Source organism: Salinivibrio kushneri, from assembly GCF_005280275.1.
GTDB lineage: Bacteria > Pseudomonadota > Gammaproteobacteria > Enterobacterales > Vibrionaceae > Salinivibrio > Salinivibrio kushneri.
In genome coordinates this window covers 1,986,730-2,009,339 of the sequence record NZ_CP040021.1, presented here as the reverse complement: position 1 = coordinate 2,009,339, position 22,610 = coordinate 1,986,730, and the positions used below count along the sequence as shown (strand labels likewise).

Annotated in this window: 22 protein-coding genes and 1 pseudogene; 17 read left to right on the top strand and 6 right to left on the bottom strand. The window is 52.4% G+C overall.

Annotated features, from left to right (window positions below; all coding sequences use genetic code 11):
- Nucleotides 1-7: 7 nt before the first annotated feature.
- Nucleotides 8-1,228, bottom strand: a complete 1,221-nt coding sequence (locus tag FCN78_RS09395; RefSeq protein WP_077456316.1) for a pyridoxal phosphate-dependent aminotransferase — start codon at nucleotides 1,226-1,228, stop codon at nucleotides 8-10.
- A gap of 271 nt (nucleotides 1,229-1,499) precedes the next feature.
- Here FCN78_RS09395 and FCN78_RS09390 point away from each other — a divergent pair, with 271 nt between their 5' ends.
- The 7 genes and pseudogenes from FCN78_RS09390 to FCN78_RS09360 all read left to right on the top strand — a co-directional run bounded on the left by FCN78_RS09390 (nucleotide 1,500) and on the right by FCN78_RS09360 (nucleotide 8,649).
- The gene (locus FCN78_RS09390; protein ID WP_077456314.1) at nucleotides 1,500-2,798 is read left to right on the top strand and encodes an isochorismate synthase; all 1,299 of its coding nucleotides are present in this window, start codon (nucleotides 1,500-1,502) and stop codon (nucleotides 2,796-2,798) included.
- Nucleotides 2,798-3,112, top strand: a pseudogene (locus FCN78_RS16025) (thiamine pyrophosphate-binding protein); the annotation flags it as partial. The gene FCN78_RS09390 and the pseudogene FCN78_RS16025, both read left to right, overlap by 1 nt.
- Before the next feature lie 197 nt (nucleotides 3,113-3,309).
- On the top strand, nucleotides 3,310-4,560 hold the full coding sequence (locus FCN78_RS09380) for a hypothetical protein (RefSeq protein ID WP_137317901.1): 1,251 nt from the start codon (nucleotides 3,310-3,312) through the stop codon (nucleotides 4,558-4,560).
- Nucleotides 4,553-5,332 (top strand): 2-succinyl-6-hydroxy-2,4-cyclohexadiene-1-carboxylate synthase, encoded by a 780-nt coding sequence (menH, locus tag FCN78_RS09375; RefSeq protein WP_077659608.1) that lies wholly within the window; start codon nucleotides 4,553-4,555, stop codon nucleotides 5,330-5,332. The genes FCN78_RS09380 and menH overlap by 8 nt, the downstream gene beginning before the upstream one ends.
- 55 nt (nucleotides 5,333-5,387) lie before the next feature.
- Nucleotides 5,388-6,254: a 1,4-dihydroxy-2-naphthoyl-CoA synthase gene (gene menB / locus FCN78_RS09370; RefSeq protein WP_069362044.1), complete on the top strand. Its 867-nt coding sequence runs from the start codon at nucleotides 5,388-5,390 to the stop codon at nucleotides 6,252-6,254.
- Between the two features lie 8 nt (nucleotides 6,255-6,262).
- Complete coding sequence (menC, locus tag FCN78_RS09365) at nucleotides 6,263-7,252, top strand: o-succinylbenzoate synthase (protein WP_077650382.1); 990 nt, start codon at nucleotides 6,263-6,265, stop codon at nucleotides 7,250-7,252.
- Nucleotides 7,234-8,649 (top strand): AMP-binding protein, encoded by a 1,416-nt coding sequence (locus tag FCN78_RS09360; protein ID WP_131825573.1) that lies wholly within the window; start codon nucleotides 7,234-7,236, stop codon nucleotides 8,647-8,649. The genes menC and FCN78_RS09360 overlap by 19 nt, the downstream gene beginning before the upstream one ends.
- Here FCN78_RS09360 and FCN78_RS09355 read toward each other — a convergent pair.
- Together FCN78_RS09355 and FCN78_RS09350 are read right to left on the bottom strand one after the other, a co-directional pair.
- The gene (locus FCN78_RS09355) at nucleotides 8,646-10,508 is read right to left on the bottom strand and encodes an MFS transporter (RefSeq protein ID WP_077659610.1); all 1,863 of its coding nucleotides are present in this window, start codon (nucleotides 10,506-10,508) and stop codon (nucleotides 8,646-8,648) included. The two genes, FCN78_RS09360 and FCN78_RS09355, sit on opposite strands and share 4 nt — an antisense overlap.
- Before the next feature lie 110 nt (nucleotides 10,509-10,618).
- Entirely contained in the window at nucleotides 10,619-11,014 is a 396-nt protein-coding gene (locus FCN78_RS09350) for an NINE protein (RefSeq protein ID WP_069362040.1), read from the bottom strand.
- A gap of 186 nt (nucleotides 11,015-11,200) precedes the next feature.
- Between FCN78_RS09350 and FCN78_RS09345 the strand changes: the two genes are divergently transcribed.
- Nucleotides 11,201-12,064, top strand: coding sequence for a Tim44 domain-containing protein (locus FCN78_RS09345; protein WP_069362039.1), 864 nt, complete (start codon nucleotides 11,201-11,203; stop codon nucleotides 12,062-12,064).
- Nucleotides 12,065-12,124: 60 nt separating this feature from the next.
- Here the strand turns inward: FCN78_RS09345 and FCN78_RS09340 are convergent, their stop codons facing one another.
- Complete coding sequence (locus FCN78_RS09340; protein ID WP_077659626.1) at nucleotides 12,125-12,391, bottom strand: YkgJ family cysteine cluster protein; 267 nt, start codon at nucleotides 12,389-12,391, stop codon at nucleotides 12,125-12,127.
- A gap of 163 nt (nucleotides 12,392-12,554) precedes the next feature.
- On the opposite strand from FCN78_RS09340, the gene FCN78_RS09335 reads away from it, so the two are divergent.
- The 8 genes from FCN78_RS09335 (at nucleotide 12,555) to FCN78_RS09300 (ending at nucleotide 19,150) form a co-directional block, all read left to right on the top strand.
- Nucleotides 12,555-12,995 carry a YcgN family cysteine cluster protein gene (locus FCN78_RS09335; protein WP_069362038.1) on the top strand — a complete coding sequence of 147 codons (441 nt, stop codon included), beginning with the start codon at nucleotides 12,555-12,557 and terminating at the stop codon, nucleotides 12,993-12,995.
- 91 nt (nucleotides 12,996-13,086) lie between these two features.
- Nucleotides 13,087-13,446 (top strand): hypothetical protein, encoded by a 360-nt coding sequence (locus tag FCN78_RS09330; RefSeq protein ID WP_077456298.1) that lies wholly within the window; start codon nucleotides 13,087-13,089, stop codon nucleotides 13,444-13,446.
- 49 nt (nucleotides 13,447-13,495) lie between these two features.
- A complete protein-coding gene (locus FCN78_RS09325) occupies nucleotides 13,496-15,619 on the top strand; it encodes a protein-disulfide reductase DsbD family protein (RefSeq protein WP_077659611.1) in 2,124 nt (707 codons plus the stop codon).
- Nucleotides 15,616-16,137, top strand: coding sequence for a protein disulfide oxidoreductase (locus FCN78_RS09320; protein WP_077659612.1), 522 nt, complete (start codon nucleotides 15,616-15,618; stop codon nucleotides 16,135-16,137). Before FCN78_RS09325 ends, FCN78_RS09320 begins: the two co-directional genes overlap by 4 nt.
- 26 nt (nucleotides 16,138-16,163) lie before the next feature.
- A complete protein-coding gene (locus FCN78_RS09315) occupies nucleotides 16,164-16,895 on the top strand; it encodes a DsbA family protein (protein WP_077659613.1) in 732 nt (243 codons plus the stop codon).
- A gap of 116 nt (nucleotides 16,896-17,011) precedes the next feature.
- Nucleotides 17,012-18,013: a tRNA dihydrouridine(16) synthase DusC gene (gene dusC / locus FCN78_RS09310; protein ID WP_069362035.1), complete on the top strand. Its 1,002-nt coding sequence runs from the start codon at nucleotides 17,012-17,014 to the stop codon at nucleotides 18,011-18,013.
- A complete protein-coding gene (locus FCN78_RS09305) occupies nucleotides 18,001-18,639 on the top strand; it encodes a YecA family protein (protein ID WP_069362034.1) in 639 nt (212 codons plus the stop codon). The genes dusC and FCN78_RS09305 overlap by 13 nt, the downstream gene beginning before the upstream one ends.
- Before the next feature lie 4 nt (nucleotides 18,640-18,643).
- Nucleotides 18,644-19,150 carry a (deoxy)nucleoside triphosphate pyrophosphohydrolase gene (locus tag FCN78_RS09300; protein WP_077659614.1) on the top strand — a complete coding sequence of 169 codons (507 nt, stop codon included), beginning with the start codon at nucleotides 18,644-18,646 and terminating at the stop codon, nucleotides 19,148-19,150.
- Here FCN78_RS09300 and dsbB read toward each other — a convergent pair.
- Both dsbB and nhaB read right to left on the bottom strand, forming a co-directional pair.
- Nucleotides 19,116-19,655, bottom strand: a complete 540-nt coding sequence (gene dsbB, locus FCN78_RS09295) for a disulfide bond formation protein DsbB (RefSeq protein WP_077650391.1) — start codon at nucleotides 19,653-19,655, stop codon at nucleotides 19,116-19,118. The genes FCN78_RS09300 and dsbB overlap by 35 nt on opposite strands.
- A gap of 88 nt (nucleotides 19,656-19,743) precedes the next feature.
- The gene (gene nhaB, locus FCN78_RS09290) at nucleotides 19,744-21,324 is read right to left on the bottom strand and encodes a Na(+)/H(+) antiporter NhaB (RefSeq protein ID WP_077659627.1); all 1,581 of its coding nucleotides are present in this window, start codon (nucleotides 21,322-21,324) and stop codon (nucleotides 19,744-19,746) included.
- Between the two features lie 405 nt (nucleotides 21,325-21,729).
- Between nhaB and fadR the strand changes: the two genes are divergently transcribed.
- Nucleotides 21,730-22,581 (top strand): fatty acid metabolism transcriptional regulator FadR, encoded by an 852-nt coding sequence (gene fadR / locus FCN78_RS09285; protein ID WP_077456284.1) that lies wholly within the window; start codon nucleotides 21,730-21,732, stop codon nucleotides 22,579-22,581.
- Nucleotides 22,582-22,610 lie beyond the last annotated feature (29 nt).

Here is a 22,610-nt window from a genome sequence, read left to right as displayed (position 1 = left end):
TGCGTGATCAGGCTTTTTGGCTGTACCCGCTCAGAAAGCGTTCAAAGCGACTAATCGCCATCTCCAAGTCATCCACACGGGGGAGGGTTACAAGCCGGAAATGATCGGGTTGATGCCAATTAAACCCCGTACCATGCACCATAAGCACTTTCTCTTGGAGTAAAAAGTCGAGCATCAACTTTTCATCGTTATGGATGTTATACCGCTTAGTGTCGATTTTCGGGAAGAGATAGAGCGCGCCTTTCGGCTTTTTACAGCTCACCCCTGGAATTTGGTTGATAAGCTCGTAGGCTTTGTCGCGCTGCTCCAGCAATCGACCGCCGGGTAAGATAAGCTCATTGATGCTCTGGTACCCCCCTAGCGCGGTTTGAATCGCATGTTGCATGGGCACATTGGCACAAAGTCGCATTGATGCCAGCATTTCAAGGCCTTCAATGTACCCGCGCGCGTGTTGTTTGGGGCCGGTTACCAGCATCCAGCCAGCACGAAAGCCGCAAACTCGGTAGGCTTTAGATAAACCGTTGAAGGTCAGGCACAATACATCCGGCGCCAAGGTGGCGATGGAGTAATGTTGCGCGCCATCATAGAGAATTTTATCGTAGATTTCGTCGGCAAAAATGATCAGGTTATGCTGGCGCGCGATCTCCACCACTTGCAATAAAAAGTCGCGGCTATAGACCGCCCCTGTCGGATTATTGGGATTAATCAGGACAATCCCCCGGGTGCTGGGCGTGATCTTACGTTTGATATCCTCTAAGTCTGGATACCAGTCCGACTCCTCATCGCAAAGGTAATGGACAGGCTTGCCCCCTGATAAAGACGCTGCTGCCGTCCAGAGTGGATAGTCGGGTGAGGGCACCAGTAACTCGTCGCCATTGTTAAGCAGCGCTTGCATGGCCATCACGATAAGCTCGGAGGCGCCGTTGCCCAAATAGACGTCTTCCACGTCTAAGTCCATCAAACCGCGTTTTTGGTAGTGCTGCACCACCGCTTTACGGGCGGAATAGAGCCCTTTTGAATCGCAATATCCTTGCGAGGTCGGAAGATTGCGGATCACATCCACCAAGATTTCATCAGGGGCATCAAAGCCAAACGGAGCGGGGTTACCGATATTCAGCTTAAGAATGCGGTGTCCCTCTTCTTCGAGGCGTTTCGCTTCTTTCATGACTGGACCGCGAATGTCGTAGCAGACATCATCCAGCTTGGCGGACATTCCAATGGTTTGCATTAACGTTCCTGTAAATAAAAAGGTGAAAATTGTTATTAGGCTTTTTTGATAACTTACACTATTTGTTTGCCAATTCGAAAGACTTAGGCGGATAAAGTTTTACTGCCACCAATGGAACAAAAAAATCGACCAAGTTTGACAGATAACTGATCTAGCGCATATTTGTAAAAGACGCTCACAGGTAGACTGACAAGCAAGAATAACGTGCTACATAAAAAGAGTACGGATTGACTTGCAAAGAGCACTGCCGCTTAAGCGGTTGGAGGATGTCGTGACTACCTTGATTCAAGCGGCTAATCATTTACAAAGCCAAGTAGCGATCAGTCAAGCGCCTGTTCAACTGACCATGGCGTTTACTTGGCCAGGTGATTTATCGCCCGTTGCTTGGTTGGATGCACAGCCTGTTTACCCGAAAACCTACTGGCAATCACGCGATGGTCGTGAAGAGGTATTGGTACTGGGCGCTGGCCGCCAGTTTTCTCAGTTGTCAGCGGCTCAAGCCAGTCTGTTGCCTGACCAGCGCATTTGGGGCTGTGTGGCCTTTGATGATGCGCCCGGTTATGGTGATTTTTTCTTACCGGTGGTGGAGCTAATTAGGCGCGATCAACAGTGGCACCTGAGCGTTAACCTCACTGAAGCGTGCGACAGTCAAGCTTTATTGAATCAGATCATTTGGCAAGGCCGTCCTTTGGCGGCACAACATGCCGTCGTCCGTGAGGAAACACATACGCCCAGCCGCGCTCAATGGTGTCAATCTGTCCGTTGTGCGTTGACACACATGGAGCAGACCGCACTACAAAAAGTGGTGCTGGCGCGTCAAACGCGTCTCTCGCTCAATGCACCGATCAGTGCCGGCCAGCTGTTACAGCATAGCCAGCAGCATAACGTCGAGAGTTTTCACTTCCTTTTTGCTACCGGCCCTGATGACGCTTTTGTTGGCTCAACTCCGGAGCGGCTATACCGTCGTCGCGATTGTCGTGTCACCACAGAAGCGGTGGCAGGGACGGTACGTCGTGGCGCAAGCTTTAGTGACGATCACCGCCTTGGTGAGTGGTTATTGCGCGACACCAAAAACGTGCACGAGAATCAGCTGGTGGTGGATGATATTTTCGCCGGACTACGCCGTCATGCGTTAACCATCACGGTTGACCCTGAGCCGCATCTGATTGTGCTTCGCCATCTTCAGCATTTACGTCGTCGTATCAGTGCCATCATCGGACCTGGTGTCGATGATGCTGTGTTGCTCAGTGCCTTACAGCCCACCGCCGCGGTGGCCGGGTTGCCGCGTGAAAACGCGCGCACCTTTTTAGCCGAGCAAGGCATCGCACGTGGCCGTTATAGCGGTGCAGTCGGTTATCTGTCTCAGCGTGAAAGCCAGTTTTGTGTGGCGATACGCAGTGCCCAAGTGACCGAGAATACCGTGGATCTATACGCCGGCGCCGGGATTGTCCCTGGGTCGGATCCGGACGCTGAGTGGGAGGAGTTGGACAATAAGCTCACGACTCTCCGTCAGTGTTTGCCTGCTTGCACGATGCCGGAAAAAGACGCCATCAGACTCGGAGCCTGCTAATGTCGCTTTCTCTCACACACACTTGGGCAGAGGTGATGATAGAAGAGCTATCGCGCCTAGGCGTTAGGCATATTTGCATCGCGCCCGGTTCACGTTCCACACCCTTGACGTTGGCCGCGGTGAAACAAAGTCAACACCCCCAACGTCCGGTGACAATCCACCGTCATTTTGATGAGCGCGGGCTGGGTTACCTTGCCCTTGGCTTGGCAAAGAGTGCCCGTGAGCCTGTCGCGGTGATTGTGACCTCAGGCACCGCGGTGGCAAACTTGTTGCCTGCCGTGGTAGAGAGTGGCTTAACCGGTGAACCGTTAGTGATTCTTTCTGCTGACCGCCCGTTTGAATTGATGGATTGTGGCGCGAACCAAGCGATTACCCAATCAGGCCTGTTTTCTTCTCATGTGACCGCTGAATTGGCGCTTCCGGCGCCGACTGCTGAGATCCCTTTGCCGGCGTTACTCACCAAAGTGGATCAGCTACTTGCACGTCAGGCTGAGCAAGGGGGAGCGTCCATATTAACTGTCCGTTTCGTGAGCCTTTTTATGGCGAACGCGATGAAACAGAGGAGAAAAAGCTTCGCGAGTCTGTTGCCCACTGGTGGCAAAGCGGCCAGTGTTATACCCGCTATCATCAAGCTCGCTGTTGTGCGATGTCTGAATGGTCGCCTTGGTTGAGGCCGTCTAGTGGGAGCCCGCGAACAGTGATTGTACTTGGTGCCGTGCCGGCGGGGCTGTCCGAGGCCGTGGAGCGGTTAGCGAGTGCGCTTCATGCCATTATCTTGGCCGATCCGCAGTCAGGGGTGGCGAGCAGCGCGCCAGGCTACGATCTCTGGCTTAACCACCCCGATCTTTTCCAGCAATTGAACCAAGCCCAATGGGTGATTCAGCTCGGTGGGCGGTTGGTGTCTAAACGCCTAGGCCAATGGCTGGCGCAAACGCAAGCTCACTACTGGCTGATCAGCGAACACACGCAAGCGCTTGATCCTAACCATCAGTCTTTAGAGCAATTTGTTGTGCCGCCCCCTCATTGGTTGCCTTGGCTCCAGGCGTTGGCTGAGTCAGTGGCTAACACGTACTCTGCACCTGGAGAGGGTATTGATAGCGTCAAGACATGGCAGCAGACGTTGATACGAGAAGCCAAGCATCAGATGCAGCAAGCTGCCACAACCTTGTCCCACACGGCATTATCGGAACATAGCGTGTTTCAACAGCTCCCTGCTTTGCTTCCCAAGTGGGCAGATATTTTTATCGGTAATAGCCTAGCGATCCGCTTAGCCGATATATGGTCTGATCTTTCCGGCCATCGGGTGTTTGCTAATCGCGGCGCGTCTGGCATTGATGGTTTACTGGCCTGTGCCGCTGGGGTGCAGCGATACCGCGCTCAACCTATGTTAGTGGTGTTGGGTGATACCAGTGCCCTTTACGATCTTAATAGTTTTGCATTATGGCGAGAGACATCCGCGCCAGCCGCCATCCTTATCTTGAATAACAATGGCGGTGGTATTTTTGATGCGCTGCCGGTTGATCAAACCCTGTGTGATACCTACTACCGGATGCCGCATGACCTCGGGTTTGAACATATCGCGGCGCAATTCTCTTTGGGTTTCCATCAACCCGCGACCCCAGATGATCTCGTGGTAAGCGTGAATCAGGCGCTCACTACCCCTGGTGCTGATGTGATTGAGGTGGTGACGCCAGCCGGAGAAGCGGGACAGGTACTCAGCGAGTGCTTAGCTGCCATGGCCGCCAGGGGGACATATGCTTAGTTACCAGCAAGGCGGCGATCGGCATGGAAAGAAAGTGGTGTTTCTCCATGGGTTTTTAGGTAGCGGAGCAGACTGGCGCACGGTGACCGATAAAATGCACCATTGTCATTGGCTGTGTATTGATCTGCCCGGTCATGGTGGCAGCTTGAGCTGTCAAGCCGTTGACTTTACCACGACTGTGGCAGCAATACGGCAAACGTGCCATCAGGTATGGGGGCACCAAAGAGCATGCCTGGTGGGATACTCGCTCGGCGCGCGTCTTGCTATGCATCTTGTCTGCACTCAACCTAGTCTCTGGCACGCGGTCTTCTTGGAAGCGGGTCATCCTGGGTTGACGGACAGCCACCAACGGCGCAAGCGGCTGGTACAGGATAGCCAGTGGGCGGAACGCTTCGCGCATCAAGCTATCGATGAGGTATTAGCTGAATGGTATCGACAACCGGTTTTTCATTCACTGACCGATGGGCAGTGGGCCGACCTTATCGCGGCGCGTCGTGATAATCATGGCCCTGCTGTGGCGAAAATGCTGATGGCGACCTCCTTGGGTCGCCAGGCGAATTTACGCGCGGGGTTGGGTGAAGCCTTTCGACAAGGCGTCGTCATTGACTACCTTTGTGGAGAGCACGACAACAAATTTACCTCACTTGCACACTCACTATGGCAACACACAGGGATCCCCGCCACGCCGATAGAAGGGGCGGGGCACAACAGCCATGTTGAAAACCCAGATAGGTTTGTGCAGGTACTGACGCAAAGTCACGCACTCGCTTGACTTTTTTATCTTTATGACGGGCCTTGTCCCAAGCAACCGAGAAAAGGGAGACACTATGGCTGTCACGCCAGGGATCACCGAACAAGAGCTTTACGCGCCGATTGAGTGGGTACCCACCGAGCATACGTTTAGCGATATCCTGTACCATAAATCTGCCGACGGCATCGCTCGGATCACGATTAATCGGCCCCAGGTGCGCAATGCATTCCGGCCGCAAACGGTAAAAGAAATGATGCAAGCCTTGGCTGATGCGCGCTATGACAGCCGAGTGGGCGTGATTATTCTCACCGGGTTGGGAGAGAAGGCGTTTTGCTCTGGCGGCGATCAGTCCGTGCGGGGTGACTACGGCGGTTATCAAGATGATGAAGGCACGCATCATTTGAATGTGTTGGACTTTCAGCGTCAGATCCGCACCTGTCCTAAACCCGTCATCGCCGCTGTTGCAGGCTATGCCGTCGGCGGTGGCCATGTGCTGCATATGATGTGCGATTTAACCATCGCCGCCGACAACGCCCAATTTGGCCAAACAGGTCCCAAGGTCGGCAGCTTTGACGGCGGCTGGGGAGCCTCTTATATGGCGCGGATTGTGGGCCAGAAAAAAGCCCGTGAAATCTGGTTCTTGTGCCGTTTCTACAATGCGCAAGAAGCCGTAGACATGGGATTAGTGAACACAGTCGTGCCACTGGATGAGCTTGAGCGAGAGACAGTGCGTTGGTGCCGGGAAGTGCTCCAACACAGTCCCATGGCGCTGCGCTGCTTAAAAGCGGCGTTGAATGCAGACTGCGATGGGCAGGCGGGGCTGCAAGAACTCGCCGGTAATGCCACCATGATGTTTTACATGACCGATGAAGGGCAAGAAGGGCGCAATGCCTTTAATGAAAAACGCCGCCCTGAATTTGATCGTTTCCCACGTAATCCATAGAGGTCACTATGAGACAGGCACGGATCTATCACTACACCTTGCCAGTCAATGCCGGTTTATTTGTCCGTGATCAGCCGTTAACGGAGCGAGAGGGCTTGGTGGTTGAATTAAGCGAGGGGGCACAACGTGGCTGGGGAGAAATTGCGCCATTACCCGGCTTTAGCCAAGAAACCTTCGCCGAGGCACGTCATGCGTTAATTGCTGCCACCGCGGTTTGGTGTGATCATCGTAATATTGCCATGCCACAACTGCCGCCTTCGGTGGCATGGGGATTAAGCATTGCGCAAGCCGAGTTAGATAAATATTTGCCCACTCAGTCAGGGTTTCGTCATGTGCCTGTGTGCACAGGGGATCCGGATGCGCTGTTAATGACGCTGGGACAACAACCGGCGGGTCAGCCTTATGAGGCAAAAATCAAAGTGGGGGACTATGAGGTCGCCCGCGATCGGTTAATGATCGCGACCTTGTTAGAGGCATTACCGGACTTGAGGTTGCGTCTTGATGCGAATCGTCGCTGGCAGCCCGAGCAACTTGCCAGTTTTTGGAACGGCCTGAGTGAAGCACACCAAGCGCGAATTCACTGGATTGAAGAGCCTTGCCCCGATCCTCACCAGTCGCTCGTCCAAGCGCAGGCCTTAGGCTTTCCTTTGGCGTGGGACGAAAGCTTAACAGATAGCCGTGACAGTGCGTTGCTTGAACACGATTTGGCATCTGCTTGGGTGATTAAGCCTAGTTTGCTCGGCGATCTGGCCACCATTGAACAATGGGTGAGCCGGGCGCACGCGCTAGGGAAAACGGCGGTGATTAGCTCGGCATTGGAGACCAGTTTGGGCTTAACGCAATTGTCTCGGTTGGCAAATTGGTTAACCCCGGGTACTGTGCCAGGACTCGATACATTGGGGATTTATCAGCATCAACTCGATCGCACCTGGCCAGGGGCATCGCAGCCCTTGATCCCACTCCACGATCAACCACTCGTGTGGATAAACACCTTGTGAGTGAGGGCATGTTTGGGTTTGATACGTGGCCATGGCAGCACTGGGCGGCCATGGCACCGAACGCGAAAGCCATTGATAGCGAGATGGCACTTACATGGGGTGAACTCACCGCTCTCGTGGATGGCCAGCAAGCGCGACTGGGTGAGGCGCCCATTGTGGTGCTCGACAGCGCATTGTCGCAAAGGGCGCTGATCGTGGGGATGCTCGCGGCATGGCAGGCAGGAAAAAAAACGCTAGTATTGAATCAAGCTTTAAGTGACGAGGTGCAAGCCACAGTGCTGAGTCAACTTGGTGTCTATCAATTTTTGCCTGACCGCTCGCGTGAACCGGATGTCAATGTGCTGCCAACGATGAGCCATTGGCAACCTGATCGGCCTCTGACGTTAACTTTAACCTCGGGGTCAACCGGTACGCCTAAGGTGATTGCTCACGCGGCTCATCAGCATCTCGCCAGTGCTGCCGGTTTAACCCAAATGCTGCCTTTTTTGGGCTTGGCGGATAAGATGACCGCTCTAGAAAACCGCGTCGATCGTTGGCTCTTGTCTTTGCCACTATTTCATATCTCCGGCTTAGCCATTGTATGGCGCTGGCTGTATAAAGGTGCTCAGCTGGCTATCTATCCATGCCGCGGGGAAAGCATGGCATCGGCGCTCACACATGTTAGCCACGCCTCTTTAGTGCCCACGCAGCTCTATCGCGTGTTGCCCGTACTGAGACAATGCCTAGACACGTGCACCTTATCTCACGTGTTGCTTGGTGGTGCTGCGATTTCCAGTGCACTGACGGAGCAGGCAGAACAACAAGGGATAAGCTGTTGGTGTGGGTATGGGATGACGGAAACGGCATCGACGGTCACCTTAAAGCGAGCCGATGGACAGGATGACGTGGGCACTATCTTGCCTTATCGCGATCTGATGGTGGCGGATGACGGTGAGGTAATCCATCGCGGGGAGACGTTAGCTTTAGGGGTTTGGCAAGCGGGTGCCCTGCATCCAATTGATGCTTCTACAGGACTGGCTTCGCGTGATTTAGCCAGCTGGTGTACGGACGTTCAGCCGCCGACACTGAGCATCGTCGGGCGGAAGGATAATCAATTTATCTGCGGTGGGGAGAACGTTCAGCCCGAGGTGATTGAGGCACATTTGCAACAGTGTGCCGAGATCCGTCAGGCCATGGTCGTTCCAATTGACGATCGCGAATTCGGGGCGCGCCCGTTGGCGATTATCCAGAGTCGGGGCCACTTCAACGCCCAGCAGCTGGCTGACTATTGTCGGCGCTTGCCCGCTTATCAACGCCCGGTCGCGTTTTTACCTTGGCCATCTTTGTCGCCCGAGGCGGGAATTAAACCGTCTCGAGCGCTATTAACCCAATGGGCGCAACGCCAAGCGATAGACTAAGGCCGATCAGCGCGTAGACGAATGACTTGATTGCGCATATGCTCTGAAGTCGCCTGCTCAGGCTCAACGGCTGGACCGGCGACGACCGTGACTTTAGACCAAAAACGCTTGGGCAGTTTTAACATGGCTTTCCCGCCATGACGGCTAAAGTAGCTGCCCCACAGGCCTTGTAACGCCATCGGTACCACAGGCACCGGCGAGCGTTGCAAAATCATATCCATCCCGCGGCGGAACTGGTCGATTTCGCCGTCATAGCTGAGATGCCCTTCCGGGAAAATCAGTACCACTTCGCCATTATCAAGCGCCTTTTGAATCTCGTTCATGGCGGCCCGGATCGTGCGGCCCCGATGGCTAATGGGGATCACTTTTGACGTTCGGAAAAACCAATGCAGCACCGGTAATTGATACAAATCTTCAAACATCACAAAACGGATAGGACGGTGACACGCGCCGGCTAATAAGAGCGCATCCATATAGCTGACATGGTTACAAATCAGTAAGGCACCGCCTTTTTCAGGAATATGGTGTAAGTCTTGGTGTTTTACCCGATACAAGGTATGGGTGACCATCCAGGTAAAAAAGCGCAAGGCGAAAATGGGGACCAGCTTGCTGACATAGATAGCCACCAAGAAGTTGAGCACCGCCAAGACCAAGAAGAATTCCGCGATAGATAACTCCACCACCACCAAGAGGGTGATACCGAGTATCGCACTGCCCACCATAAATAAGGCATTGAAAATATTGTTGGCGGCAATCACACGCGCACGTGCGGCTTTATCGGCGCGTTGTTGCATCAGGCTATACAGCGGCACAATAAAAATCCCGCCACACACGCCAATCATCAATAGGTCGATAAATACCCAGGTCAGAGCTGGATCAGTGATAAAAGCAAGCAGGCTGGTGTGGAGCGTTGGATCGGCTGGCGTGGCAAAAAACAAATGTAAGCCAAAGCCGGTTAATCCTAAACTGCCCAAGGGGACAATGCCGGGCTCGATACGATGGCCAGAAAGCTTATCGCACAGCAATGCGCCCACAGCGATGCCGACAGAAAATAAGGTGAGCAGAAACGACACGCCGATTTCACCGCCACCGATCGAGGCGGTGAATTTGGGAAACTGGGTTAAATAGCTGGCACCTAGAAACCAAAACCAGCTGATCCCGAGTATCGCTTGCAAGGTGACCTTGTCTTTACGCGCGAAACGCAGCGTTTGTCGCATTAAAGCAACGGGCCGGTAACGTAAATTGAGCCCAGGGTTCCCGGCAGGCGCAGGTGGGATGGCATGGGCAGACATGACGCCAAGCAACGCAAAACTTAATACAGCTATCCCTGAGATCAGGTTAGAGTCAGGGTGATGGGCAATAAAGCCCGCCAGCAAGGTACCGAGCAGAATCGATAAGAAGGTGCCGGTTTCCACCAAGGCATTGCCTGAAACAAGCTCTTTGTCATTGAGCGTTTGTGGCAGTAATGCGTATTTCACCGGGCCAAAAAAAGCCGATTGGGTGCCCATCAAAAACAGTAAGCCGAGTAACACATTCCAAGCGTGGAAATACAGCGCGATAGCGGCACTTGACATGATCACCACTTCCAACCACTTCACCCGCCGCATGATCAGCGCTTTGTCGTATTTGTCCGCAAGCTCGCCCGCAAAGGCAGAAAATAGGAAAAAAGGCAGAATAAACAAGCCAGCAGCGGCGTTGATAAACAGCGTAGCATCCATCGGCAGTTGATCGGCCGAGGCGAACGCGACCATGATCACCAACACATTCTTATAGACGTTATCGTTAAACGCGCCTAATGCCTGGGTAATAAAATAAGGCAAAAAACGTCGCTCGCGTAAAAGCTGAAACTGTTGGCTCATTTAGGCAGATCCATTTCGCGTTGCAGTAAGCGACTTATACTAGCAGCGAGCGAGGTGTGCGCAACCTTGAATACGTTGCGCATCATTTAGTGAGTTGACAAAAAGGCAGACTAAGAGAATTTTTGCATGTTTTTAATCGACACTTGCTCATTGAGTGTCCAAAAATCATACAGCACACCAATTAAGAAAAAGCCACCGGTAAATAGGTAAATAAAGCCAGTGATCCATTTACCCATGTACATACGGTGAATGCCAAACACACCCAGAAAGGTCAGTAATAGCCAGGCAATGGTAAAATCCGTAGGGCCACTGCGAAAACGGAGATCGGCTTCTTTGTCCATGGCGGGAATCAAGAATAAATCCACAATCCAGCCGACAAAGAACAGGCCTAGGGTGAAAAACCAGAGGGTGCCAGTTACCGGTTTACCATAGTAAAACCGGTGGGATCCGAGAAAACCAAAGATCCAGAGTAAGTAACCAACAAATTTACTGTGGGTATCATTCATGGCTTGGTCCTATTGCAGTGAAAGAATACTAATGGCTTGGAGTCCCAGCGTGGCAAATGGTTCCTACTGACGACAAAACAGGGGTGTCTAGATGACGTTTGGTAACAATTCTTCCCACTTTGCCAATTGACTTCATCACCAGAGACTCTAGCATGATAACGGTCTAAAACCACAGATGATGCGATAATGAAAAAATTATTCTCTGTTGCCGCCTTGATGTTTGTCTTTGTTGTGACAGCGCCCTACGCAGAAGCGAAACGCTTCGGCGGTGGTAAGTCTTTTGGTAAGAGCTTTAAAACCGCGCCTGCGCCAAAAAATAACACCACTAATACTAATACCCTTAAACAGAACACCTCGAAAACCAGTAAAAAAGGACTCGCGGGGGGGCTACTCGGCGGTTTGCTCGCCGGTGGTTTACTGGCCGCTTTCTTCGGCGGTGCCTTTGAAGGTATCCAATTTATGGACATCTTGATTTTGGGTGTCATTGCTTACTTTGCGATGAAGTTTCTCCGCGGACTGACCCAAGCCAAAGCGGGCGCACAGGCGCAAGGGCCAGCGTACGCGGGACAAAATAAAGGCTATTACCATGAGCAGCCTCATGCGTTTAGACAAGAGGCTCCGACAGCTGCCGGTGCGTCATCGAGTGGGTTTGGTGCCACAAACAATGATGTGCCATTTAACTTCCCGCCTCAGTTCGATATGCAAAGTTTCTTGAGCGGTGCCCGTGAGCACTATCGGATTTTGCAAGGTGCGTGGAACCATAATGAGTTGGATAAAATCCAAGAATATGTGACGCCTGAGCTTTATAACGATCTGGCTGCCGAGCGTGCACGATTGGGGAGTGAACAACATACTGAAGTCATGTATGTGGATGCCGAGATTGTTCGCGCCGATTATGACAGCCGCATGGCACAATTGAGCTTAAAATTCACCGGCCGTTATTGTGATCGCGTGGAGGGGGTCGAAGAAGATATTACCGATATCTGGCACCTAGAGCGTGACCTACGCCAGCCCAATGCGCCTTGGCTAATTGTGGGCATTCAAAGCTAACAAGCTCGCGGTGATAATACGCTGATAGATATAGCGCTGGCTGAGACAAGCCAGCGTTTTTTATGTCGCCGCTTCCAGATAAATCAGGTTGTCGAGCGCTTGCTGGTATGAGTTGCCACATACCTCGGGATCCGCATCGAACGCGGCACACACCTTGGGGCGGGCCTCAGAGCCAAACAGCCTGCAGAGGTTGCGATCATCTAGCTGCACACAACGAGTGTGAGCGGGCTTACCGTTTGGCATACCAGGGATAGGTGACGAAATGCTAGGAGCGATACAGCACGCGCCACAGCCAAGGCGGCACGAAAATGGCGATGCAGTGGGCATAATCATGGCCTCCGTCAAGGTGCAAAGTCGGGCACTCTATCACTCACTTTTGCACTATCCAAGCCATACAAAGGCTTGCTTGCACTTTAGGCCTATGATGGTTATAACAAGCGCGCAATGTCGTTGCCGTGAATAGACGGCAATAAAAAAGAGATGAAGCATCATGAGCACGCCTTTTTGGCAACAAAAAACCTTGGCACAAATGAGTGATGAGGAGTGGGAATCACTCTGTGACGGCTGTGGCCGCTGCTGCCTACACAAATTAATTGATGAAGAGACCGATGAGCTTTACTACACCAATGTGGCGTGTAGTTTGCTCGATGATCAAACCTGCTCGTGCAAAGATTACCCCAACCGCTTTTCGTATGAAGAGTCATGCCTGAAGCTTACCCGCGATAAAATTGATGAGTTTTATTGGTTGCCGGAAACCTGCGCCTATCGCTTGCTGGCCGAAAATAAACCCTTGCCCGAGTGGCATCCTTTGATCACAGGATCAAAAGCGGCGATGCACAAAGCAGGGATCTCGGTCAAAGACAGCGTGGTGTACGAAATTGATGTGATTGATTGGGAAGATCATATCCAGTTAACTCAACAACCGCGATAACTCCAGCGCCTTGTCACCCTGTGGTGCAGACTCACTTATTGTTTAATTTTTGTTGTTGGGCATAATGATCGCCAACTCGACAGGAGGTGGAATGCAAAGGTACACGCGTCGTTCAAAAGCTGGCTGGGCCCTCGCGATTGCGTTATGGGTTCTAGCAGTGTGTGCCTTGCAAAACCAACTGAGCTGGCAATCAGGGGCGCAAGCGGTTTGCCAAGCAGTCAGTATTGGTGACGCCGAGGACGCAAAAAGCGCACTGGGTAAAAAATGTTCGCTTTCCGAGCAATTGATGCATCCGTCTGCGTTGGCATTAGACTGGCTACCGTCACCACTTTGGTGGCTGATTGTGCTACTGGCGGTGATGGCGACCGTTAGTGTATCGATCACCTTACCCACTCACGATCCACCGACCTATCGACGACGGCATCTTTGCTTTTGTGTGTTCCGAGAATAAAGCGCCTGCTTCCTAAATAGCGTATTTATTCTTAACAAGGAACAGACTTATGAATCGACTCAATCACTATTGGCACACTGTTAAACAAGGGCGCGCTTGGCAAGCTTGGGTCTTGCTACCGCTGCTGTTATTGTGCTTATTGTTACTCACTCCGACTGCTCGCGCCAATGCCCCAGATACCGGCTGGCTCACTAATCCTGACCACCCGCCGGTCACGGCGCGTATAGCGTTAACTGGGCAAGGGAGTCCAGACACTCTGCGCCTCGATGGGTTACTTTCTATCCGTTTGCAAGGCGATTGGAAAACCTATTGGCGCTCGCCAGGCGAGGGCGGGGTCGCTCCAGAGCTGATTATCAATGACAGCCAAAACCTGGACGATATTACCTGGCATTGGCCAGCACCGAAGCGCCACGAGCTACTTGGCCTGACCATGTTGGGCTACAAAGGGCAAGTGACCTTCCCACTAACCTTCAAGGTTGAAACCTGGCAACAGCCGGTGTCGCTCGATGCCACCTTGCGCTTGTCTTCATGCACCAGTGTGTGTGTGATCACTGATTATCCCATCTCTCTCGATTTTACTCCGAGTACGCTTGAGGCGGATGGTGAGCGGATGTATCAGTTCAACCAAGCGATGAGCCAAGTGCCTAAGCCGCTACCCAGTGTGCAGATTGAATCCGCGGTGTGGGATACCAATCAACAACAGCTCGCGGTCACCGTGACCGGCAACCAAACTTGGCAGCAACCCGATATGCTGGTGGATGGGGAGGCGGTGATCGATGATACCTTTGGCGTGCCGAGTATCCACCGTGATGGCGACACCCTGACCGCCACGTTTGACGTGACCAATTGGATTGAAACGCCCAACCTGACTGATAAACCGATTCAAGTGACGGTCATGGATAAGCAACTGCTGGCTGAGCACGCCACCACCGTGAAGGCGGGCAATGTGGTTTCGCAAGCGGGATTATCAATATGGATGATTGGCGGTATTGCACTTTTGGGTGGCTTGATCCTCAACGTGATGCCCTGTGTGCTCCCCGTACTTGGGCTTAAGCTCAACAGTATCGTTGCCAATCCAGAAGCGACACGTGGCGCTATTCGCGGCCAGTTTTTGGCCTCAGCGGCGGGGATCCTGGTGTCCTTTTGGGCGATTGCGGGGCTGTTGATGGCATTAAAGCTTACCGGGCAAGCCGTGGGGTGGGGGATCCAGTTTCAAAGCCCGCTGTTTATTGGGGTGATGACGCTGGTGATTTGGCTGTTTGCCTTGAGTTTATTTGATGTGCTGCGCATTGATTTACCGCCCAGTTGGCAAACCTGGATGGCGACACGCGGCGGCCACACAACCAGCGGCCACTTTGTTCAAGGCGTGTTTGCGACCTTACTGGCCACACCATGTTCGGCCCCTTTCCTTGGGACGGCGGTCGCCTATGCGCTAGGTGGGTCGCTGACGGCGTTGTGGCTTATCTTTACCGCACTCGCCGTTGGCATGGCGCTGCCGTGGCTGCTGGTTGCCGCTTTTCCTGGTCTGACCCGCGCATTGCCCAAACCTGGCCCCTGGATGAATCATGTCAAACGGGTATTCGCATTATTGCTGGCTGGCACCACGATGTGGCTCTTCTGGTTGTGGATGCCATATCTTGGCGTTGCTGGCGCTATCGCAGTGGGAACGCTGCTACTGGTTGCCAGTGTGTGGCTAACATATCGCACCCTTGGAAAACTGGCAGCGATTAAAGGGACAGCTGGGCTGCTCGTGGTGGTTGTACTTGGGTTGATTGGTGCGTCATTGACAGCGCCGCGGTGGGCAACGCCATTGAACTCGGACCCAGACTGGGTGAGTCTGGATGAAGCCGCGATCGATCAAGCGGTGGATCAGGGCAAAGTGGTGTTTGTTGATGTGACGGCGGATTGGTGCATTACCTGTCATGCCAACAAAGTGGGAGTGATTCTACAATCCCCCGTGTATGACGCCATCACCGCGCCGAATGTGGTGGCGATGCAAGGTGATTGGACCCGTCCGAGCGACACCGTGACCCAATACTTGCAAGAGCACCAGCGTTATGGCGTGCCGTTCAATATTGTCTACGGCCCTGGTGCGCCTGAAGGGATCGCTTTACCCGTCATTTTGACCGATAACGCGGTGATGACGGCGATTGAACAGGCGAAAACACCATGATGGCCAAGCAAAAAAAGCTGTCATGGCGTCAACGGATCAAACGCGGTGCGCGTGACATTTGCTGGCTCATCGTGTTTGTGCTGATATCGAGTACCGCGATGGATTGGTGGCGAAGCCGCGATATCGACACCAGTCAGGTGCCCGTCGAGTCGATGCGTTTGCTCGATGGCCGCCAGCAGGATTTGATCGCCATGTCGCAACACGACCCCGTGCTTGTCTATGTATGGGCAAGCTGGTGCGGTGTCTGCCGTTTTGTGACCCCCTCGGTAGATTGGTTAAGTGGTCATGCGCAGGTAGTCTCGATCGCGTTACGCTCAGGCTCAGATAAACACATTGCGGGATACCTTGCTCATCATGGTTATGATTTTCCCGTGGTGAACGATCAACATGGAAACCTCTCTAAAGCGTTTTCAGTGAAAGTGACGCCTACCGTGATGGTGGTCGAGCAAGGAAAAATCACGTCAATCACAACAGGCTTCACGACACCGCTTGGCCTATGGTTAAGGCTAGCGTTATGAATTTACATTTATCAAAAGGAAACCCGATGTCCTTATCTCGCTATATCGCCCCGCTTTGGGCTCTACTGCTTCTGGCTCTTCCTGTCAGCGCGAATGCGTTGTCCGATACCGAGCAAGCGCAATTGGATGACATAGTCAGCTTGTTGGAAGAGAACCCCAAACTGATCGCCAACCTTAACCAGAGTTTGCAAAAGTTTGTTGAACAACAAAAGACGTTAAAGGAAAACCTTGCCGCACGCCGTGACTGGTTTGAATCGGACACCCACAGCTGGATTGGCGCAGAGAACCCTGAAGTCACCGTGGTGAACTTTATGGACTACAACTGCCCATACTGCAAAAAGCTGGAAGAAGAGTTACAGAAACTGGTGGCCGCACATGATGATGTCAAGGTGATTAATATTGCCGTACCACTCAAACAGCAGAGTATCGAATCGCTCGGCACCAATTCTGCGGTGTATGCGATGAATGTGTGGCTGGAAAAACCGGAGGCCTTTGCGCAGGTTCATCAATTATTGATGAAAAAGCGCGGCATGCATGATGCGCGCTCGTTAGAGAAAATCGCCAAGAAAACCGGTACCGAAGCATTGCTGGAAGGTAAAGAAATGACCGGAAAAGCGGTCGCAGAAAACTATCGCGCCTTTGTTGAACTGGGGCTAAGAGGTACCCCAGCGATGATCATTGGCGAGCAGGTCGCACCTGGCTATTTGCCGTACCCGCAGCTAGAAGCCATGGTTGACGCGGCGAGAGCAGAGGGCTAACTCCACCGGCGTCGCTAACGATTTGAAAGCCAGTCACTTTTTGACTGGCTTTTTTCTTAGCTGCGCTTTGGTGTAAAAGCTGGCAAAATAGCGCGCCTTAATCGCGAAGGTATGGCATGAGTCAAATACATCAATCACCACCAGATATCGTCTTGGGCCCGATGGAAGGGGTACTCGACCCCTTGATGCGCAAGTTGCTCACCGAGATTAATCACTACAGTCTCTGTGTCACCGAGTTTGTGCGCGTGGTCGACCAACGCTTGCCGGAAAAAGTCTTTTATCGCTTTTGTCCGGAGTTAGCGCAAGGGGGCTTCACCACCGCGGGAACCCCGGTTCGCGTACAGCTATTGGGTCAAAATCCTCATGCAATGGCGGGTAACGCGGTGCGTGCGATCGAACTGGGCTCGCAAGGGATTGATATTAATTTTGGCTGCCCATCGAAAACCGTCAATGGCAACCGTGGTGGGGCAGCGCTACTTAAAACCCCAGAGCATATGTTTGATGTGGTCAAAGCAGTGAGAGAGGCGGTTGATCCGGCTCATACGGTGAGCGCCAAAATGCGTCTTGGCTTTAATGATCTTGATGATTACTTGCTCATTGCCGAAGCGGTGGCCGACGCAGGGGCGGATGAGCTGGTGGTACACGGGCGCACTAAACGCGATGGCTACAAAGCGGGCACTATTCGTTGGGATTTAATTGCTGACATTAATCAACACCTGCCCATCCCCGTCACGGCCAATGGGGATATTTGGCACCGTGAGGATGCGCTGCGCTGCCAAGCCCTCACCGGCTGCAACACCTTAATGGTGTGTCGTGGCGCGTTAAATATGCCTAATCTCGGTCAGCATATCCGTGATAACGTCGCGCCCATGCCTTGGCCTGCCGTGCTCGCATTGCTGATTCGCTATACCGAGCAAGAACGCCAAGGTGATAAGGCGCAGTATTTCCCTAACCGCATTAAGCAATGGTTTAAGTATTTGCGCCAATATTACCCCCAGGCAGATGCCTGCTTTAAGGTGATTCGCGTTCTTAAGCGCGCGGATGAGATAGTCCGTGCACTCGATAACGCACGTCAACAAACAGAATTCATGACACAGGAAAGTTTATGTCAACACTAGTGACACTCTCTGAACACTGGGAGGGGATGCCCGCCAGTTTTATTGAAGGTGCCCTCCTGGCCGCGAATATATGTCCGGCTCCTTTAGATCCTGATACCTGGCTGTCGGTGCTAGTGACTGCAGGGGTTGAAGAAGATGGGGAGGTCGTTAGCCTCAATCAAGACGATAAGCAGGTGGTGCTGGCGCACCTTGAGCAGCAATATCACGCCCTAATGCGTAATGATTATGTATTGCCGGATAGCTTAATGTTGTCGATGCGCGGTGAGCACGCCCAAGCTTTCGCCGAGGGATTTTTAGCGGTGTGGCCCTATGTTGAGCCGCACTGGCACGAGGTGACGCTCAATGATGGCAGTCGCCGGATGCTATCCGCCTTAGTCACCAGCATGCTGCTGCTACACGATGAAGCAGGCACATTAGCGCAGATGAAAGAGGTCGGCATTGATGTTGAGCCGGGCCAATATATGGAACAACTGGACTTAATGATCCAGGAGGTGGCGAAAGCGGCGGATGAAGCGCAACAAGGCACGCATGGTGCGCACCAGGTCAATCCATTTAAGTCGATAGGCCGCAACGATCCTTGCCCATGTGGCAGTGGTGCCAAGTTCAAAAAATGCTGTGGGCGTTAATCAGATGAAGCCGTCAAAACAATCCTCTCCGATACGTGTTGTCGCCGGTGTGGCGACCCAAGATCACCAAGTGTTGGTGGCACAACGCCAACCGGATACGCAGTTTATTAGCTGGTGGGAATTTCCGGGTGGCAAAGTCGAGCAAGGCGAGACTGACCAGCAGGCTCTCAAGCGCGAGTGGCGTGAAGAATTTGGGGTGGATATCCATGTTGGGGCGCCGATTGTAGAAACCGAGTTCGATTACGGTGACAAGGTGATCTTATTGTGCAGTTTTTGGTGTGACATCCTTGATGGACCGCCCATGCTACATCAACATCAGGCCATCTATTGGAGTGAGCCTCGTCGCCTCGATGCTGGGGTTTTTAGTGGCGCAGATCGTCCCTTAATCAAGGTGCTGTGTGAGCGGTTCAACCGCGTAGCAAGGAGCGAAAGCGCCGATAAAGCCGACGCTATCTTGCACAATCCGTCACCCGCCGTTATGAAAAAATGCGGCGTGGAGGGCGGCCAATAAACTGGGCAATTACCACTAACACCCAGACAAGCAACATCGCGGAAAAGATCCCCACGAGCCATTGAGGCATCGACCAGCCTAGCCATTGCCACACCACCTTGCTGCAATCACCGTAGGCTTCAAAGACGGAGGGCAGCCATTGGTTGAGTGGCGCCCAAGCAGGGAAGTTCACCGCCACATCGCAGGTGGCACCAAACAATTGGTTTGGATCAGGAAATTGATAACTCACGTGCTCTAACGAGAGCTTTAGCGCCCACCCGGCTGTGGCGCCATAGCCAAGCAAGCTAAGTGTGCGCCAAAAAGGGTCGTTAGGCGCGATTAAACCCAACAAGGCAGCCACGCCAATCCCTAATAGGGCAACGCGTTCATAAATACACATCACACAAGGTGCCAGCCCTTGATAGTGTTGAAAGTAAAGCGCGGTGGCTTCCAGCCCCACAACACATAGAAGCAACAACAGCCAGGACGCTCGGCTGCGAGAAAACTGGTTTAAGGCGCGCCACATAACTCACTCCTGATAAAAAACAAGGCCCTATATTGAGAGCCTTGCTATTCAATCGTTTGTTGAGACTAAGGTCAATGATAGAAATGCGTTAGTGAGCGCTCGGTATGGCTTGCTGAGTCATATGGATGGTTTCGGAAATCCAACCTTGGTGTAGCATCCACTCGGTCGCAGGCACCAAGAAAAACTCAATGCCAATCACCCCCAGTACCCCCATGACAATGGTATAAGGCAACGCCATATATACCATACGCCCGTAAGAAAGGCGCAGCAGCGGCGCGAGTGTGGAAGTCAGTAAGAATAAGAAAGCCGCTTGGCCATTGGGCGTGGCGACCGAGGGTAAGTTGGTGCCTGTGTTAATCGCAACCGCCAACATATCGAACTGCTCGCGGCCAATCACGCCATTGAGCAGGGCGGTTTTCACCTCGTTGATATACACGGTGCCGACAAACACGTTGTCTGACACCATGGAAAGCAGGCCATTGGCGATATAAAACATGGTCAGTTGCAGGTGACCTTCCAGCGACAACACCATGTCGATGACAGGTGCAAACAGGTGTTGGTCGATGATCACTGCCACCACAGAGAAAAAGACCGCCAATAGCGCAGTAAACGGTAGCGCTTCCTCAAAGGCTTTGCCGATATGGTGTTCATCAACAACGCCCGTAAACGCGGTGGCAAGGATAATGATACTTAGGCCAATTAAACCGACCGCGGCCCAATGTAAAGCCAATGCGGTGATTAGCCACACCGCAATCAGCGCTTGCACCACCAACTTGGCGATGTCTTGAGGCGTGCGTTTTGCTCGCTGTGCGTTATCGTACTCTACCAATATTTTTAATACATTTTGCGGCAGGTGTGCGCCATAACCGAACCAAGCAAACTTCTCGACCAGCGCACAGGTTAGCAAGCCAGCAAAGAAAACCGGCAGCGTGACCGGTGCCATACGTAAAATAAACTCACCAAAATGCCAACCAGCTTGGTCGGCAATGATCAGGTTTTGCGGCTCGCCGACCATGGTCATCACCCCGCCCAATGCGGTACCCACGCCAGCATGCATCAATAGGCTGCGCAAAAACGCTCGATAATTTTCCAAATCGTTGCGGCTAAGCTCGTCGCTTAAGCTTTCATCTGAGGTATGATCATGGTTAGCGCCGAACTCTTTCCCGGACGCCACGCGGTGGTAAATGGCGTAAAAACCGACGGCAACACTGATCACCACGGCAATCACGGTTAAGGCATCCAAAAAGGCGGAGAGCGCCGCCGCCGCGCCACAAAAGGCCAATGACAAGGCTATCTTGGATCGAATGCCCAACAGGATTTTGGTGAAAATAAACAGCAATAGCTGTTTCATAAAATAGATCCCCGCCACCATAAAGACGAGGAGCAACAGGACTTCAACGTTGGCCACTAATTCGTGTTTGACTTGCGCGGGGCTGGTCATGCCAATGGCGACCGCTTCAATCGCCAATAAGCCACCGGGTTGCAGTGGGTAGCATTTCAAGGCCATCGCGAGGGTGAAAATAAACTCGACCACCAAGAGCCAACCAGCGATAAAAGGGTCGATCGCGAAAACAATTGGGTTGAGAATTAAAAAGCCAACAATGGTTAATTTGTACCAATCGGGGGCTTTGCCGAGAAAATTCTTAAGAAACGCAGTTCTGAGTGTCATGGTCTTCGCCATAGTGAAAGTCTCATTGTTATCTATGCCTACCTAGGGCGCGGATGGGCGAGTCTCGTGCACCAACACAAACGCGCCATCGGCGAACGGCTGCATGGGCACAGTATGAGGATGACAGATATCAGTGACCAAGGCTCATCGGGACGCATGGTTCACAATGCGTGGATGGATAGTCTTGTCACGAATAAGTGTGCGCTAGTTTGCCTCAGACATATTTTGTTACATCTTGTATGGGTTAGTTTTGCGATTTATGCCCAGTTTTTCATTGATCTGGTACAAAAAGATAGCAGATGTCACGCGATATCCGGTGATCTCACTCAGCGGTTTCTGCTGATGGCGTCTGGTGGTATGATGAGTTATTAATCAGAGCAAGAAGCAAATTGGAATTTAGATTCAATGGTTATAAAGGCGGATAGCCCAGCAACATTTGCTGAAAAATATATAATTGAAAGTATTTGGAATAATCACTTTCCTAAAGGCTCCATTTTACCTGCAGAGCGTGAACTGTCTGAACTGATTGGGGTCACTCGCACCACCTTACGTGAAGTGTTGCAACGCTTGGCGCGTGATGGCTGGTTAACCATTCAACATGGCAAACCCACACGTGTGAATGATTATATGCGTACGTCGGGGCTGAGTATTCTCGATACCCTGGTCACCCTAGAGGGGCAAGATGTGCATGGCGTACTTGAGGACTTACTCGCGGCGCGCACCGACATCAGTGGCGTGTACATGCGCTATGCGGCAAAAAACCGTGCTGATGATTGCTTAAACCTGATTGACCATGTGATTAAACGCTGTGAGCAAGTGCTTGAGTGCGAACGCTTTGAGCAGTTTTTGGGGCTCATCGATGAACAAGATGAAGTCTTAAAAGACGTTAAAAAGATCCAGGACAAATACGGTAAGCAAGATCCCGCCTTGTGTGAGCGCATATGTATGGGGCGCGCGTTTAATCACTTTGACTATCGTTTGTTCCAAGGCATGGCGCACTTTTCTGGCAACAAGGTGTATGTGTTAACCATTAATGGCATGCGTCAGATTTATTCGCGTGTGGGCGGATATTACTTTATGGATCGCCGTGCCTGTGAGAACGCATTGAGTTTCTACAGTGATTTACGGGAGATGGTGGCCAATAACCAGCACCCCATGATTGGCGATAGGGTCAAGCAATACGGACGTGAGTGCGGTGGCTTATGGTTTAGTAACCGTGAAACGATCGCGGCACATATGGCAGAAGAAGAAGCCTAACGCGTTCTGATACTTAAAACGTGAAAAGC

What these genes read in the sequence shown, in the direction of transcription:
- dusC (WP_069362035.1), top strand. Translation starts at nt 17,012, where the DNA reads ATGAGTCAAATACATCAATCACCACCAGATATCGTCTTGGGCCCGATG.
- FCN78_RS09350 (WP_069362040.1), bottom strand. Translation starts at nt 11,014, where the DNA reads ATGAATGATACCCACAGTAAATTTGTTGGTTACTTACTCTGGATCTTT.
- menH (WP_077659608.1), top strand. Translation starts at nt 4,553, where the DNA reads ATGCTTAGTTACCAGCAAGGCGGCGATCGGCATGGAAAGAAAGTGGTG.
- menC (WP_077650382.1), top strand. Translation starts at nt 6,263, where the DNA reads ATGAGACAGGCACGGATCTATCACTACACCTTGCCAGTCAATGCCGGT.
- FCN78_RS09355 (WP_077659610.1), bottom strand. Translation starts at nt 10,508, where the DNA reads ATGAGCCAACAGTTTCAGCTTTTACGCGAGCGACGTTTTTTGCCTTAT.
- FCN78_RS09345 (WP_069362039.1), top strand. Translation starts at nt 11,201, where the DNA reads ATGAAAAAATTATTCTCTGTTGCCGCCTTGATGTTTGTCTTTGTTGTG.
- dsbB (WP_077650391.1), bottom strand. Translation starts at nt 19,655, where the DNA reads ATGTGGCGCGCCTTAAACCAGTTTTCTCGCAGCCGAGCGTCCTGGCTG.
- fadR (WP_077456284.1), top strand. Translation starts at nt 21,730, where the DNA reads ATGGTTATAAAGGCGGATAGCCCAGCAACATTTGCTGAAAAATATATA.
- FCN78_RS09335 (WP_069362038.1), top strand. Translation starts at nt 12,555, where the DNA reads ATGAGCACGCCTTTTTGGCAACAAAAAACCTTGGCACAAATGAGTGAT.
- FCN78_RS09315 (WP_077659613.1), top strand. Translation starts at nt 16,164, where the DNA reads ATGTCCTTATCTCGCTATATCGCCCCGCTTTGGGCTCTACTGCTTCTG.
- FCN78_RS09305 (WP_069362034.1), top strand. Translation starts at nt 18,001, where the DNA reads ATGTCAACACTAGTGACACTCTCTGAACACTGGGAGGGGATGCCCGCC.
- FCN78_RS09325 (WP_077659611.1), top strand. Translation starts at nt 13,496, where the DNA reads ATGAATCGACTCAATCACTATTGGCACACTGTTAAACAAGGGCGCGCT.
- FCN78_RS09320 (WP_077659612.1), top strand. Translation starts at nt 15,616, where the DNA reads ATGATGGCCAAGCAAAAAAAGCTGTCATGGCGTCAACGGATCAAACGC.
- nhaB (WP_077659627.1), bottom strand. Translation starts at nt 21,324, where the DNA reads ATGACACTCAGAACTGCGTTTCTTAAGAATTTTCTCGGCAAAGCCCCC.
- menB (WP_069362044.1), top strand. Translation starts at nt 5,388, where the DNA reads ATGGCTGTCACGCCAGGGATCACCGAACAAGAGCTTTACGCGCCGATT.
- FCN78_RS09330 (WP_077456298.1), top strand. Translation starts at nt 13,087, where the DNA reads ATGCAAAGGTACACGCGTCGTTCAAAAGCTGGCTGGGCCCTCGCGATT.
- FCN78_RS09340 (WP_077659626.1), bottom strand. Translation starts at nt 12,391, where the DNA reads ATGCCCACTGCATCGCCATTTTCGTGCCGCCTTGGCTGTGGCGCGTGC.
- FCN78_RS09300 (WP_077659614.1), top strand. Translation starts at nt 18,644, where the DNA reads ATGAAGCCGTCAAAACAATCCTCTCCGATACGTGTTGTCGCCGGTGTG.
- FCN78_RS09395 (WP_077456316.1), bottom strand. Translation starts at nt 1,228, where the DNA reads ATGCAAACCATTGGAATGTCCGCCAAGCTGGATGATGTCTGCTACGAC.